The organism is Streptomyces montanus (assembly GCF_005786655.1).
Classification (GTDB): Bacteria; Actinomycetota; Actinomycetes; order Streptomycetales; family Streptomycetaceae; genus Streptomyces; species Streptomyces sporangiiformans.
In genome coordinates this window covers 50,522-64,377 of sequence record NZ_VBZC01000004.1, presented here as the reverse complement: position 1 = coordinate 64,377, position 13,856 = coordinate 50,522, and the positions used below count along the sequence as shown (strand labels likewise).

General features: G+C 70.6%; 11 protein-coding genes. 5 read left to right on the top strand and 6 right to left on the bottom strand.

The genetic code is table 11. The annotated features are described in order from the left end of the window. Window positions 1–102 precede the first annotated feature (102 nt). Complete coding sequence (locus FE633_RS04275) at window positions 103–1,272, bottom strand: steroid 3-ketoacyl-CoA thiolase (protein WP_138043718.1); 1,170 nt, start codon at window positions 1,270–1,272, stop codon at window positions 103–105. A 337-nt stretch (window positions 1,273–1,609) separates the two neighbouring features. On the opposite strand from FE633_RS04275, the gene FE633_RS04270 reads away from it, so the two are divergent. Together FE633_RS04270 and FE633_RS04265 are read left to right on the top strand one after the other, a co-directional pair. Beyond that, window positions 1,610–2,854: a cytochrome P450 gene (locus FE633_RS04270; RefSeq protein WP_138043870.1), complete on the top strand. Its 1,245-nt coding sequence runs from the start codon at window positions 1,610–1,612 to the stop codon at window positions 2,852–2,854. Window positions 2,855–3,030: 176 nt separating this feature from the next. Further along, complete coding sequence (locus FE633_RS04265) at window positions 3,031–4,674, top strand: hypothetical protein (protein ID WP_138043869.1); 1,644 nt, start codon at window positions 3,031–3,033, stop codon at window positions 4,672–4,674. Here FE633_RS04265 and FE633_RS04260 read toward each other — a convergent pair. Beyond that, complete coding sequence (locus tag FE633_RS04260) at window positions 4,628–6,679, bottom strand: bifunctional glycosyltransferase 87/phosphatase PAP2 family protein (protein WP_138043717.1); 2,052 nt, start codon at window positions 6,677–6,679, stop codon at window positions 4,628–4,630. The two genes, FE633_RS04265 and FE633_RS04260, sit on opposite strands and share 47 nt — an antisense overlap. Window positions 6,680–6,969: 290 nt before the next feature. Here FE633_RS04260 and FE633_RS04255 point away from each other — a divergent pair, with 290 nt between their 5' ends. Next, window positions 6,970–7,641, top strand: a complete 672-nt coding sequence (locus FE633_RS04255) for an O-methyltransferase (RefSeq protein ID WP_138043716.1) — start codon at window positions 6,970–6,972, stop codon at window positions 7,639–7,641. A 64-nt stretch (window positions 7,642–7,705) separates the two neighbouring features. On the opposite strand, the gene FE633_RS04250 is transcribed toward FE633_RS04255, so the two are convergent. Continuing rightward, window positions 7,706–8,101 (bottom strand): hypothetical protein, encoded by a 396-nt coding sequence (locus tag FE633_RS04250; protein WP_138043715.1) that lies wholly within the window; start codon window positions 8,099–8,101, stop codon window positions 7,706–7,708. A gap of 120 nt (window positions 8,102–8,221) precedes the next feature. On the opposite strand from FE633_RS04250, the gene FE633_RS04245 reads away from it, so the two are divergent. Continuing rightward, complete coding sequence (locus FE633_RS04245) at window positions 8,222–8,635, top strand: DnaJ family domain-containing protein (RefSeq protein WP_138043714.1); 414 nt, start codon at window positions 8,222–8,224, stop codon at window positions 8,633–8,635. Between the two features lie 146 nt (window positions 8,636–8,781). Here FE633_RS04245 and FE633_RS04240 read toward each other — a convergent pair whose 3' ends face one another. The 3 genes from FE633_RS04240 to FE633_RS04230 form a co-directional block, all read right to left on the bottom strand. After that, the gene (locus tag FE633_RS04240; RefSeq protein ID WP_171059792.1) at window positions 8,782–9,117 is read right to left on the bottom strand and encodes a hypothetical protein; all 336 of its coding nucleotides are present in this window, start codon (window positions 9,115–9,117) and stop codon (window positions 8,782–8,784) included. Window positions 9,118–9,122: 5 nt separating this feature from the next. Beyond that, the gene (locus tag FE633_RS04235) at window positions 9,123–9,863 is read right to left on the bottom strand and encodes a hypothetical protein (protein WP_138043712.1); all 741 of its coding nucleotides are present in this window, start codon (window positions 9,861–9,863) and stop codon (window positions 9,123–9,125) included. Window positions 9,864–10,123: 260 nt separating this feature from the next. Beyond that, window positions 10,124–12,235: an MDR family MFS transporter gene (locus tag FE633_RS04230; protein ID WP_138043711.1), complete on the bottom strand. Its 2,112-nt coding sequence runs from the start codon at window positions 12,233–12,235 to the stop codon at window positions 10,124–10,126. 166 nt (window positions 12,236–12,401) lie between these two features. On the opposite strand from FE633_RS04230, the gene FE633_RS04225 reads away from it, so the two are divergent. Beyond that, the gene (locus tag FE633_RS04225) at window positions 12,402–13,580 is read left to right on the top strand and encodes a peptidoglycan-binding domain-containing protein (RefSeq protein WP_138043710.1); all 1,179 of its coding nucleotides are present in this window, start codon (window positions 12,402–12,404) and stop codon (window positions 13,578–13,580) included. The last annotated feature ends 276 nt before the right edge of the window (window positions 13,581–13,856 follow it).

Genomic DNA, 13,856 nt, shown 5'->3' with positions numbered 1-13,856 from the left:
GCAGGCACACCAAGGAGGGCGACGCCGTCCGGCATCGCCCTCATTGCCTCCTGATCACAGGAAGCAGCAGTGCGGGGTGCTCATGAATGCCACGCCACGATTCTACAGCCGCTGGATGATCGTCCCGGTGGCCAGGGCCCCGCCCGCGCACATCGTGATGAGCGCGAACTCCTTGTCCCTGCGCTCCAGTTCGTGCAGGGCGCTGGTGATGAGCCGCGCTCCCGTGGCGCCCACCGGGTGTCCGAGGGCGATCGCGCCGCCGTTGACGTTCACCTTCTCCAGGCTCTGTTCGAAGACCTGGGCCCAGCTCAGGACCACGGAGGCGAAGGCCTCGTTGACCTCGACGATGTCGATGTCCTTCAGGGTCATGCCCGCCTTGCCGAGGACCGCGCGGGTCGCGTCGATGGGCCCGTCGAGGTGGTAGTGCGGGTCGGTGCCGACAAGGGCCTGGGCGACGATCCGCGCGCGCGGCCTGAGCTTCAGCGCGCGGGCCATCCGCTTGGACGCCCACAGGAGGGCGCCGGCCCCGTCGGAGATCTGCGAGGAGTTGCCCGCGGTGTGCACGGCCGTCGGCATGATCGGCTTGAGCGCGGCCAACGCCTCCATGGAGGTGTCGCGCAGCCCCTCGTCCCGGTCGACGAGCCGCCACATGCCCTGCCCGGCGCGCTGCTCCTCCTCCGTGGTGGGCACCTGCACGGCGAACGTCTCGCGTTTGAAGCGCTCCTCGGACCAGGCGATCGCGGCCCGCTCCTGGGAGACGAGCCCGAGCGAGTCGACGTTCTCGCGGGTGAGGCCGCGGTTGCGCGCGATGCGCTCGGCCGCCTCGAACTGGTTGGGCAGATCGACGTTCCACTCGTCGGGCTGCGGCTTGCCCGGCCCATTCCTGGAGGCGGAGCCCAGCGGTACGCGGGACATCGCCTCGACCCCGCACGAGATACCGATGTCGACGACCCCGGCCGCGACCATGTTGGCGACCATGTGCGAGGCCTGCTGCGCGGATCCGCACTGGGCGTTCACGGTCGTCGCCGCCGTCTCGTACGGCAGGCCCATGGCGAGCCACGCGGTACGGGCGGGGTTGCCCGACTGTTCGCCGGCCTGGGTGACGGCACCGCCGACGATCTGCTCGACGCAGTCCGGCTGGATGCCGGTGCGGCCGAGGAGTTCACGATAGGTCTCGCCCAGGAGATAGGCGGCATGCAGATTGGCGAGCGCGCCGCCGCGCTTGCCGATGGGGGTGCGCACGGCTTCGACGATGACGGGTTCAGCGGCCATTGGTACCCAGCCCCTCCTCTGCGGCTCAACCGCCGCTGCTCTCGCGGACCTGGTTGCTCGCCGCCTCGGTTCCTCAATCGATGGTTCCGGCCGTCACGACCAAGTCCGGCTCAGGAACTAGTACGCGTTCTAGTTCTTCATGCAGTGTGCTGAGCGCGGGCCCGGCACCGCAAGGGTCTTGCACGTCCCGAAGTCGTGATCTGCACGAACTCCGCACGCAATTCGGCGCGTCATGCCTCTTGCGACTTGTAGAACCCGTTATTACCTTCACGGCAATTCCCGGTTCCTGATGACCCGTCAGAACAGCACCCGACCGTCGCCCGACCTGGAGTTGCCGATGCCTTGTCCAGCGCTGCCCGACGGGTTCGACTTCACCGACCCCGATCTGCTGCACCACCGCGTGCCTCTCCCGGAGTTCGCCGAGCTGCGCCGGACCGAACCGGTCCACTGGGTTCCGCAACAGCCCGGCCTCGCCGGCTTCGGGGACGAGGGCTACTGGGCCGTCACCCGGCACGCGGACGTCAAGTACGTCTCCACGCACCCCGAGCTCTTCTCCTCCTACCTCAACACCGCGATCATCCGCTTCAACGAGCACATCCAGCGCGACGCGATCGACGCCCAGCGGCTGATCATCCTCAACATGGACCCGCCCGAGCACACGCGCGTCCGCCAGATCGTGCAGCGCGGCTTCACGCCGCGCGCCATCCGCGCCCTCGAAGAGACCCTCCGCAACCGGGCCGGCCGGATCGTGGAGAGCGCGCTCGCAGGCGCCGGCCCCGACGGCGCCTTCGACTTCGTCACCCAGGTCGCCTGCGAACTCCCCCTCCAGGCGATAGCCGAGCTCATCGGCATCCCGCAGGAGGACCGTCTCAAGATCTTCGACTGGTCCAACAAGATGATCTCGTACGACGATCCGGAGTACGCGATCACCGAGGAGGTCGGTCAGGAATCGGCCACCGAACTCATCGCGTACGCGATGAACATGTCCGCCGACCGCAAGCAGTGCCCCGCCGAGGACATCGTCACCAAGCTGGTGGCCGCGGAGGACGAGGGCAACCTCGCCTCGGACGAGTTCGGCTTCTTCGTGCTCGCGCTGTCCGTCGCGGGCAACGAGACGACCCGCAACGCCATCAGTCACGGCATGCACGCCTTCCTCACCCACCCGGTCCAGTGGGACCTCTACAAGAGGGAGCGCCCCGCCACCACGGCCGAGGAGATCGTGCGGTGGGGGACGCCCGTCGTCTCCTTCCAGCGCACGGCGACCCAGGACACCGAACTGGGCGGGCAGCAGATCAGGAAGGGCGACCGCGTCGGCATCTTCTACTCCTCCGCGAACAACGACCCGGATGTCTTCGACGCGCCGGAGTCCTTCGACATCACCCGTGACCCGAACCCCCACCTCGGCTTCGGGGGCGGCGGCCCGCACTTCTGCCTCGGCAAGTCCTTGGCGACGCTCGAGATCGACCTCATCTTCAACGCCATCGCCGATACGATGCCCGGCCTCCAACTGGCCGGCGACCCCCGTCGTCTACGCTCGGCCTGGCTGAACGGCGTCAAGGAACTGCAGGTCAGCGTCAGTTGACCTGTTGTGTGCGGGAGGCAGGGGCGTCTCCTCCCTACGCCCCGCCCCTGCCTCCCCGAGACCTCGTCCCGGCCTTCGAACGTCCTCCGGCCGGATTTCACTGAACGTTTCCGTTCACCACCACGTCTTGGCACGTGACACCGCAAACGCAGCCTCGAAGACTTCGAACGGAAACGCTGACCGTGGTCTCTGCCGCCGAGCTGTCCCCGGCCCTGTCGGCCGACCCCGCCGCCGGCCGGAAGGGATCGTTCCGGCAGCAGCTCCGGGAGTTCTGCCGACGCCACCGCGTTCCGCTGCTCGCCACCGCTCCCACGATTCCGCTGTACGCGGTGTGGTTCGCGTTCCTCGCCACCGGCGGCGGGGACCTCGCGGCACAGGAGGCCTGGGCCCAGTTCGTGTCCCGGCATGGCGGATCGGCGTACAACCTCTTCTGGTACGGCGGGATGCACACCGCCAACTACAGCCTGATCTCGCCGTACTTGATGGCCGCCTTCGGCGTGCGCACGGTCACGGTCGTCGCCGGGCTGCTCGCCGGCTGGCTGGCCGCGGTCCTGATCGTCCGTACGGGGATCCGCCGTCCGCTGGGCCCGGCGCTGCTCGCCTCGCTCGCGCTGTGGTGCAACGTCGCGTCCGGCCGTTCGACCTTCGCACTCGGCGTCGCCTTCGGGCTCGCGGCCTGCGTGCTGCTGACACGGGAGCGGCGGGTGCCGCCGGCGGCGGCGTACGCGGCGCTGGCGACGATGGCGAGCCCGGTGGCCGGACTGTTCCTGGTCGTGGCGGGTGCCGGTTACGCCCTCGTACGCGACGGGGGGCGCGCGGCCGCGCTCATGGCGCCGCCGGTCGTGGTGGTCGGGGGAACCACACTGCTGTTCCCGTTCACCGGTGAGCAGTTGATGCCGGCCGCCCGGATCTGGCCGCCCGTCCTGCTCGGTGTCGCCGTACTGACCCTGGCGCCGCGCGGCTGGCGGGTGCTGCGGTGGGCCGCCGCCGTGTACACGGCCGGGACGGTCCTGACGTATCTGATCCCCTCGCCGATCGGCACCAACGTGGAGCGGCTCGCCGAGCTGTTCGCGCCCGCCGCCCTGCTGGCCGCGCTGCTCGCCGTGCGGGGGCCCGGACACAGACGCGTCGCGCTCGTCCTCGCACTGGTCTTCTCCGTGGGCTGGGTGGGCAAGAAGACCTGCGACGACCTGATGGTGTCCACGACCGTGCCGGCCTGGGCCGCCGAAACGACCGGTGTCGTGGGCGCCCTGGACCGGCTCGGCGCCCACCGCACCCGGGTCGAGGTGGTCCCGGCCCGCAACCACCGCGAGGCCACCGCGCTCGCCCCGCATGTGAACCTGGCCCGCGGCTGGAACCGGCAGCTGGACGTCGAACGCGGCCGCCTCTTCTACGACGGGACGTTCTCGGCCACGACGTACCGGGCCTGGCTGGACCGGTGGGCCGTCGGCTTCGTCGTCCTGCCCGCCGGACAGCCGGACGGTTTCGCCGAGGACGAGGCGCGCCTGGTCAGGAGCCGGCCCGCGTGGCTGGAGCCGGTGTGGCGGGACGGCCACTGGCAGGTGTTCCGGGTCCGCGATGCGGTGCCGCTGGTGTCGGCGCCCGCCTCCGTGGTCCGGGCCTCGAGCGATGAGCTGGTCGTGCACATGCGGCGGGCCGGTTCGGTGACCGCGCGCGTCGCCTTCTCGCCCTGGATGTACGCGGAGGGCGGCTGCCTGGAGCGGCGGGGCGAGTTCACGCGGCTGACGGTGACCGAACCGGGCGTGTACCGGATCAGCTCGGGGTACGGTCCTTCGCCGGGTCCGGCTCCGCGATGCTGACCTCCGCGGGCTCGGCGAGCGGACGGGGTCGCGGCCCCTGCAACAGGTAGGTCAGCGCGAAGCCGGCGCCGACGACGGCCCCGCCGCCCACCGCGTCCAGCACCCAGTGATTGGCGGTCGCCACGATCGCGGAGACCGTGAACAGCGGGTGCAGCAGGCCGAAGGCCTTCATCCACCACTTCGGCGCCAGGATGGCGATGACGAGACCGCACCACAGCGACCAGCCGAAGTGCAGCGAGGGCATCGCCGCGTACTGGTTCGTGAGCGCGGTCAGCGTCCCGTAGTCCGGCTTGGAGAAGTCCTGCACACCGTGAACGGTGTCGATGAAACCGAGGCCCGGCATCAGCCGGGGCGGGGCCAGCGGGTACAGCCAGAAGCCGACCAGCGCGAGGATCGTGGCGAAACCGAGCGCCGAGCGGGCCCAGCGGTAGTCGGAGGGGCGGCGGACGTAGAGGACACCGAGGACGCTCAGCGGCACGCCGAAGTGGAACGACGTGTAGTAGAAGTCGAAGAAGGCCCGCAGCCAGTCGACGTTCACCACCGCGTGGTTGACCCAGTGCTCGATGTCGATGAAGAGGAACTGCTCGATCGCGTGGACCTGCTCGCCGTGTACCTCCGCGGTGGCCCGGGCCCCCTCGTTGCTGCCGCCGTTCGCGGCGAGCCTGACCTGCTGGTACGCGGAGTAGCCGACGCGGATCAGCAGCAGTTCGAGCAGCAGGTTCGGGCGGGTGAGGACCCGGCGCAGAAACGGCAGGAGCGGGACGCGTCTGAAGCGCGTGGGGACGGGACGCGCGTACTCGGTGGGGATCGGGGTCTGGTAGTACGGCGAGGTACGGGACAGAAACGGAACGGCGCAGGCGGCGGCGAGCGCGGCCAGCAGCACCACGTTGTCGCGCAGCGGGTAAAGCGCCGGCATGTTCGGCAGCATCATCTTCGCCGGGAGCGTCATCACCAGGATGACGGCGACCGGCCACACGAACCGGTCGCTCGCCCTCCGGCCCACCCGGCCGACCATCGCGAGCAGCACCCACAGCAGCTGGTGCTGCCAGGTGGTCGGCGACACCAGGACCGCGACACAGCCGGTCACCGCGACGGCGAGCAGCAGTTGCCCGTCGCGCGCGTAGCGCACGGCACGGCTCAGGCCGAGGGCGGCGACGGCCGCGCCCAGCAGCAGGAACAGGGTGATCTCCAGCGGCCCGGTCAGTCCGATCCGCAGCAGTACGCCGTGCAGCGACTGGTTGGCGAGGTCGTCGGCGCGCCCGCCGAGCCCGACACCGGCCAGGTGGTGCACCCAGTACGTGTAGGAGTCGTGCGGCATCGCCGCCCAGGCGAGCACCGTGCAGGCGGCGAAGGTGACACCGGCGGAGGCCGTGGCCCGGCGGCGGTCGGTCAACCACAGCAGCGGTGCGAACAGCAGCACGGTCGGCTGGAGTGCGGCGGCGACGCCTATGAGGACCCCGCTCGTCCGTTCCCCCCGGACCGTGAAGCAGCCGAGCAGCACGAGGAGCACCGGGATGATGCTGGTCTGGCCGAGGTACAGCGCGTTGCGCACGGGCAGCGACAGCATGAGCAGGCTGATCGCCACGGGGGCGGCGAGCAGCGCCGTGCGCCGGCTCACGGGCTGCGGCAGGGCGCGGGCCGCGACCAGGCCCAGCGCGACGACCAGCAGCAGCGTGCCGAAGGTCCAGCCCCAGCCGAGGGCCTGTTCGGCCGCTCGGGTGAGAGGTTTGAGGACGAGGCCGCCGAACGGGGTGCCCGTGAAGCGCGTCGAGTCGTACAGCGATCCGTTCACATGCAGTACGCCGCCCGGGGCGACCCAGGTCTCCAGGTCCGTCAGGCGCTCCCCCTTGGGGCTACGCAGGACGACGGCGACCTGCCGCACCGCCAGCACCGCGACGACCAGCCAGAGGGCCGCGAGAACCACTCGCAGCCGTGCCTTCGCCGTCTCGGTGGCTCCCGCCGGGAAGGCCTCATCTGGTCGTCCGCTGTGCTCCACATTCGCCACGCGCCGTCGGCCCTTCCCGCCCCGTTGGTCCCTGGTGTCCCGCGGGTTCGTCTGTATTTTTCCTGTTCGAACCTTAAGAGGCTGGCACTACCCCCCGCAGGGAGACGCAGGCAACCCCCGCTTCACCTGACGTCCTTCCGCCTTTTGGCCAGATGTTGACGCCACCTGGCCGGGGCGTACGAGGCGGCACGGCCGGAAAGCGGTTCACCGGCGCCCGTTCAACGAGCAACCGGCTATATTCGACACGAACTAGTTAGGGCACCTAACTAGCTGGACGAAAGGCATGGTGCATGACCGAGCCACAGCTCTGGACCGACGTGGACGACTACTTCACCGCCCTCCTCGCCCCGGCCGACGAGGCCCTGGCGGCGGCGCTGCGCGACAGCGACGCCGCCGGACTGCCGCACATCAACGTCGCCCCGAACCAGGGCAAGCTGCTCCATCTCCTCGCCCAGACGCAGGGCGCGCGCCGCATCCTGGAGATCGGCACCCTGGGCGGCTACAGCACCATCTGGCTGGCCCGCGCCCTCCCGGACGACGGCCACCTGATCACCCTCGAGTACGCCGAACGCCACGCGGACGTGGCCCGCCGCAACCTCGCCCGCGCGGGCCTCGACAAGATCACGGAGATCCGCGTGGGCCCCGCCCTGGTCTCCCTGCCGAAACTGGCCGACGACAACCCCGACCCCTTCGACCTGGTCTTCATCGACGCGGACAAGGAGAACAACGTCCACTACGTCGAGTGGGCCCTCAAGCTCACCCGCCCCGGCAGTCTGATCGTCCTCGACAACGTCGTACGCGGTGGCGCCATCGCCGACACCACCCGCGACGACCCGGCCCTACGCGGCACCCGTGCGGCCCTCGAACTCTTCGCCGCGCACCCGAAGCTGACCGCGACGGCGATCCAGACAGTGGGCACCAAGGGCTACGACGGCTTCGCACTGGCCCGCGTACTGGCGTAGTGGGCTTACGCGCCTTGGGGTTGCGCGCACCCAGGGTTACGCGCTCGGGGTTACGCGCCGTGGGTCATGCCTCGTGGTAGAACCCCACGTTCACGCTGCGCGGCGCGGTGCGGTCCTGGATGACTATCTCTCCGGAACCGCCCCGGGGCAGCTTCGCCGTCCCCCCGTACGGCAGGGCCTGCGGGACCCCGCCGACCAGCCCGAACCGCACTTCGGACGACGGCTCGGCATGCGACCCCCGCAGCCATGTCACCTGCCACGTCCCCTCGGGCCCGCACAGGAACTCCAGGTGGACCCGCGAGATGAACAGCCAGTCGTCGGGCGTGGCCAGGCGGCACACGGCCCGGTCCCGTCCCACCCGCAACATGGCACCCGGATCGCTGGGCGCGTCGGCCATCGACATCCCGGCCGTCGCGCCCGCGTCCGCCTCGGACACCGAGGCCATGGTGAGTTCGAGCACGTGCGCTCCTTCAGTTCCCGCAGTCCAATGGTCGTGCACCGGGGCGCCGTTGACACCCAGGCGACGTAACGCCCCGGATGATAGATCGACCGGCGGCACACCGTCCGGCACAATTAATGTATGACCGAGCGAAAACCTCCCGGTGTCAGCTTCGAGTCCTGGATCGACCGACAAATTCGCGAGGCGGAGGCGCGCGGGGAGTTCGAGCGGCTCCCCGGCGCGGGCAAGCCGCTGCCGAGCGGCCCCGACACGTCGTACGACGAACTGTGGTGGATCAAGCAGAAGATGGCCCGAGAGGGGCTGTCCGTCCTGCCGCCGACCCTGGCCCTGCGCAAGGAGGCGGAGGACGCGCTCGCCCGCGCCGCGGACGCCCCCTCCGAGCGCGTGGTGCGGCAGATCATCACGGACATCAACGCGAAGATCCGCGAGATGATGTTCAAGCCACCGCCGGGTCCGCCGCTGGGCCTCAAGCCGTACGACGTGGAGGAGATCGTCCGCGAGTGGCGCGAGCGGCGCGCGGGCGGAGAGGGCTGAGGTCCGGAGAGACACGTAACCCGCGTATACGGACGTAACCCGCGTATGCGGGAGGACCGCGTACACGGGTTACGGGGTTCTGAGGTTCTGGATCTTTCTCTGGAGTTCTGAGGCTGTCAGCCTCCGAGGCTCTGAGATCTACCGGTTCACAGCCGCAGGAGTCGCTCCGACAACTCGCGATAGTCGCGCAGGACCAGCCTGAGCTGCTCGGTGTCGGCCTTGTCGTCGCCGGTGGTCTGCCAGGACGTACGCAGGGTGCGGCGTCGCTGGGTGATGGCGTCCGCGAACCGGGCCGCGACCTCCTGGAGCACCTCGTCGGCCTCCTCGACCGACTCGCGCGGTTCGTCGACGAATCCGGCGACCGCGTGCTGCAACCGCAGCGTCCACTTGTCGGTCTCGTCGTGCGACATCAGCCGCCCGCCCGAGCCACCGGTCTTCTTGCCGAGCCCCACGTCCTTGCCGGGGGCCGTGCTCTCCGACATGCGTCTCAACTCCCCTTGGCGTGGTGCCTGTTGAACGCCCACGGCGTGTGCAGGCGGCCACTGGGGCGATGCGACCGGGTCGCGGCGGGGGTGTCGCCGGGCGTCGTCGCGTCGTCCGCCCGGTGCCGGGCCATGTCATCGCGCCCAGGAGTCACCAGGTCCTCGAAGAGGACGCGGGCCTCGAGCATGGCCTCGCGGAGTTCCTCCGTTCCGGCACGGTTCTCGCCGGCGCCGGCGCCGGTGAGGGTGTCGGTGGAGGTGTCCGTCGAGGTGACGGTGTGGGTGGCCGACCCATGTGCGGCCCGGTGGATGCGCCGGTAGCCGTGGACGTGGTGCGGATGGTGCACGGAGAGCGCCTCGAGCTGCTCGTCGTAGCGGTCGCCGTCCGGGAAGCCGCGGGCGCCGGCCAGCTCCGCGAGGAGCCGGTCCGCCTCGGCCACGGCCTCGCGCGGCGAGTCGACGAACCGCTCCTGGGCGGCCGCCCAGCGAGCCTCGTACCGCTCCCGCGCCGCGGGCTCCAGCGGGTGACTGCGCAGCGAACCGTGCCGCTTCACGAGGTCCGCGAGGTCGTGTTCGGCGGCCTTGGCGTCGCCGTCGTGCCGGGCGACGGCCCGGTCGTACTCGGGTCCGAAGCGTCGCTTCAGGCTCGCCCCGCTCGCCCTGCGAGCCATCACGAGCCGGGCGACCGCGCTGACGGCGATGACCGCCGCGACCACGATCAGAACGATGATCACGCCTGTGGACATGGGATGCCTTCCGAGGGTTCTCGGCCCGTCGGGCCGGTTCCTCGTCCGGGTTGCCCGCAGAACGGCACCCAAACGACTCCGGTACACGGCTGCGTGGCGGCACGGCCGCACGGCAAGGCGCTCTCCGGGGGCGGCCCCGTGGGTAATTGACTTGCCGACGGCGTACGGTGCCTCGTCACCATGTCCGCCAGACCGGCGGTGGTTCGTGAGGCGGCCACCGGCCTGACGGGGCATCAACATCACCTGGGTGAGACCTCCGCTCAGACCTCCCGCCCGGCCGGCCCGGACGTCGTCCCGTCATGGGGGCGTTCCGCGTCGGAGCCGCACAGTTCCGCGTTCAGTTCCTGGATGAGCTGGGCCAGGTCGGTGGGGCGGTCGGGGGTCCACCAGTCGCCGAGGAGTTCGGCGAGGGACTCCTCGCGGGCCGTGGCGAGTTTGCCGGCGACTTCGCGGCCCTCGTCGGTGAGGACGAGGTCGATTCCCTCGCGTACGGCGAGGCGGCGTTCCTCGACCTGGCGGACGGCTGCGATGACGACCGGCAGGGGAACGGCGCTGTGTTCGGTGAGGACGGCGGGCTCGGCCCAGCCGTACCGCCGGATGCGCAGGAGCAGCCAGCTCGCCGCCGGGAGCAGGTCGTAACCGGCACGGGCGGTGATCTTCTCGTAGATCTCGCGCCGCCCCTCGCGCGTGCCGAGCAGGGACAGCGCGCGGCAGACCTCGTCGTACGACGAGCGCTCCACCGGATTGCTCGCCAGTGTCTGCGTGCCGTCGGGTGCCGTCACCGAGGCCCGCAGTTTGTCCTCACGCAGGAACCAGGCCAGTACGAAGCCGAGAACGGCGACGGGAGCCGCGTACAGGAAGACGTCCGTGATCGACGAGGCGTACGCGTGCAGGGCGGCGGGGCGCAGCGCGGCGGGGAGTTCGGCGATGCCGCGCGGGTCGGCCTTGAGGGTGTCCGCGGTGACGCCGGGCGGGAGCGCCTGCCCGGCGAACGCCGCCGTCAGCTGGTCGGCGAGGCCGCTCGCGAAGATCGTGCCGAAGATGGCTACGCCGAACGAGGCGCCGATGGAGCGGAAGAACGTCGCGCCGGAGGTGGCGACCCCGAGATCCTCGTACGCGACGGAGTTCTGCACGATCAGGACGAGGACCTGCATGACCAGGCCGAGGCCGAGGCCGAACACGAGGAAGTACGCGCTCATCTCGCCCGTGGAGCTGTTCTCGTCCATCCGGTGCAGGAGCAGCAGCCCGATGGTTGTCACGGCCGTGCCCGCGACCGGGAACACCTTCCAGCGGCCGGTACGGCTGACGATCTGGCCGGACACGGTCGAGGCGAACAGCAGACCGGCCACCATCGGCAGCATGTGCAAGCCGGACGTGGTGGGTGAGACACCCTGGACGACCTGCAGGAACGTGGGCAGGTACGTCATCGCGCCGAACATGGCGAAGCCCACGACGAAGCTGATCACCGCGGAGAGGGTGAAGGTGCGGATCCCGAACAGTTTGAGGGGGAGTACGGGCTCGGCGGCCCTCCGTTCGACGGCGACGAACGCCACGGTCAGCACGGCGGCGAGCACCGCGAGGCCGACGATCTGCGGCGAGCCCCAGTCCCAGGTGGTGCCGCCGAGCGAGGCGACGAGGACGAGACAGGTGGCGACGGACGCGATCAGGAACGTACCGAGGTAGTCGATCGTGTGCCGCCGGGTGCGGACCGGGATGTGCAGGGCGGTGGCGATGACGGCGAGCGCGATCACCCCGATGGGAAGGTTGACGTAGAAGACCCAGCGCCAGCTCAGATGCTCGGTGAAGAGCCCGCCGATCAGCGGGCCGAGGACACTGGTGGCGCCGAAGACGGCCCCGAACAACCCCTGGTACTTACCTCGTTCGCGTGGCGAGACGATGTCGCCGACGATCGCCATCGACAGCACCATGAGCCCGCCGCCGCCGAGGCCCTGAAGGGCCCGGAATCCGATCAGTTGGGGCATGTTCTGCGCCATTCCGCACAGCGCGGAGCCGATGAGGAAGAGCACGATGGCGGTCTGGAACAGTTTCTTGCGTCCGTACTGGTCACCGAGCTTGCCCCAGAGCGGGGTGGCGGCGGTCGAGGCGAGCAGATACGCCGTCACGACCCAGGACAGGTGGTCCAGGCCGCCGAGTTCGCTGACGATGGTCGGCAGCGCGGTCGACACGATCGTCTGGTCCAGCGCCGCGAGCAGCATGCCCAGCAGAAGGGCGCCGATCGAGACGAGAACGCCGCCCCGCAGATGCGCCTGATCAGGGTGGGCGCCCGGCGTGTGGTTCCGGGCGGGGCGCACGAGGTCCGGGGCGCCGCCCACCGACTCCTGTGCGTTCCCGCCTTGCGCATCCTCGGCCATGCAGACCTCCCGGCCGCGAGGGTCCCGTTCCGGTTCCATCCTGGTCGGTGTGACCTGTTATGGCCTGTTGAATCCTGAAAGGAGTTGGGGATTCCGGGGGTAACAGGGAGAAGCTGTGGAGGAGGTCTGCATAATCACTGGAGTTCTTTTGGGGAGGGATTCACACGTGAGTGACCGGCACGAGCACGTCTGCCCGGAATGCGGGGCGCCCCGGGCGCAGGGGGGCGCGCCCTCATGCGTGTGCGCCCAACGGGCGGCGGATGCCCTGCTGGAGACCCGCTCCGCGGAGGCGGCCGTGGCGGAGGACTTCAACCCGTTGCGCATTCGGCCCTACGTGGACTTGGGAGCAGACGAAGGCCCCCTGGCCGCGGACGCCGACGCGGGGGCACCCCGGCCGCTGAGCGAGCCCGGTGAGCAGCCGGGGGCAAGCGTGGCGCCGCACCAGCCGGAGTCGCCCTCGGCACCGGGCGCGCCCCGGGCGTCCGAGCCCTCCGCGGACCCGACCGCCGCGTCGACCGTCTCCGCTCCCCTGGTCCCGGCGGCCACCCCGCCCGACACGGCCGACCTCCGCCTGTTCGAAACCCAGGCTCTCGCCCCGGAGCCCGTCACCGCGTCCATGCTCGGGGCTGCTCCTGGGCCCGTCCCCGAACCCCTGCCCGCCTCCCTGCCCCAGGAGCCCTCCGAAGGCGGTGGCCGACGGCGCCGGTTCGCACTCGTCGGCGCCGGAGCCATCGCCGTCGTGGTCGCCGCCGCCGGTTTCGCGAGCGGGCTGTTCACGTATGAGACGCCGTCACGGAACAGCGCCCACCCGGACGACATACGCGCGAGCGTGCCGGACGCGACCGAGCCGGAGCCGTCGTCGCCGTCGGCGACCAAGTCACCCACCCGGCCGCCCGCGTCGGCCGTACCGCCCGCGCCGCCCGCACCGAGCAGCACGAGCGCCTCACCCTCGGCCCGCAAGCCGACCACCTCGGCCAGCCCCTCCGCCACGGCCCCCACGACCCGCCCACCGTCCACCGCGCGGCCCACCGACTCGGGGCCTGCCTCCTCCCAAGGGACACCCGAGGGCGACAACCCGGTCCTGCGCCCCGGCGACCGTGGCTCGGAAGTCACCGAACTCCAGCTGCGACTGAGCCAGTTGGCTCTCTTCACGGGTGACGCCAACGGCACGTACAACACCCGGACCGAGAACGCCGTACGCACCTTCCAGTCGGGCCGAGGGCTCCGCGAGGAACCCGGCGTGTACGGCGCGGAGACGCGCGAACGCCTGGAGTCGGAGACGGCGGAACCGCGGGGTCGTAACACGGTTACGCCGTCCAACAGTCGGTCCCAGCAAGTCCCTTAGCCGGTCCCTCCGAGGGGGGGGCTGGAGGGTCGTACTTCGGCCGCGGGTCAATTGTGGCTGGTCGCGCAGTTCCCCGCGCCCCCAAAGGGGCGCGCCCCACCCGCAGTCGCCCACGCGCGGCGGGGCGGGGATGAGTCGCATTTCGACTGCGGGTCGGCCGTGGCTGATCGCGCAGTTCCCCGCGCCCCTAAAGGGGCGCGCCCCCAACCGTCCCGCAGTTGGTCACCGGCGGGAGGGGGCGTGTGCCGGTGCGTCATCGCCCGTCGCGTACAGCCT

Excerpts from the sequence above, each read along its gene's own strand:
- FE633_RS04255 (WP_138043716.1), top strand. The coding sequence starts at position 6,970 with ATGACCGAGCCACAGCTCTGGACCGACGTGGACGACTACTTCACCGCC.
- FE633_RS04270 (WP_138043870.1), top strand. The coding sequence starts at position 1,610 with ATGCCTTGTCCAGCGCTGCCCGACGGGTTCGACTTCACCGACCCCGAT.
- FE633_RS04240 (WP_171059792.1), bottom strand. The coding sequence starts at position 9,117 with ATGTCGGAGAGCACGGCCCCCGGCAAGGACGTGGGGCTCGGCAAGAAG.
- FE633_RS04275 (WP_138043718.1), bottom strand. The coding sequence starts at position 1,272 with ATGGCCGCTGAACCCGTCATCGTCGAAGCCGTGCGCACCCCCATCGGC.
- FE633_RS04245 (WP_138043714.1), top strand. The coding sequence starts at position 8,222 with ATGACCGAGCGAAAACCTCCCGGTGTCAGCTTCGAGTCCTGGATCGAC.
- FE633_RS04235 (WP_138043712.1), bottom strand. The coding sequence starts at position 9,863 with ATGTCCACAGGCGTGATCATCGTTCTGATCGTGGTCGCGGCGGTCATC.
- FE633_RS04230 (WP_138043711.1), bottom strand. The coding sequence starts at position 12,235 with ATGGCCGAGGATGCGCAAGGCGGGAACGCACAGGAGTCGGTGGGCGGC.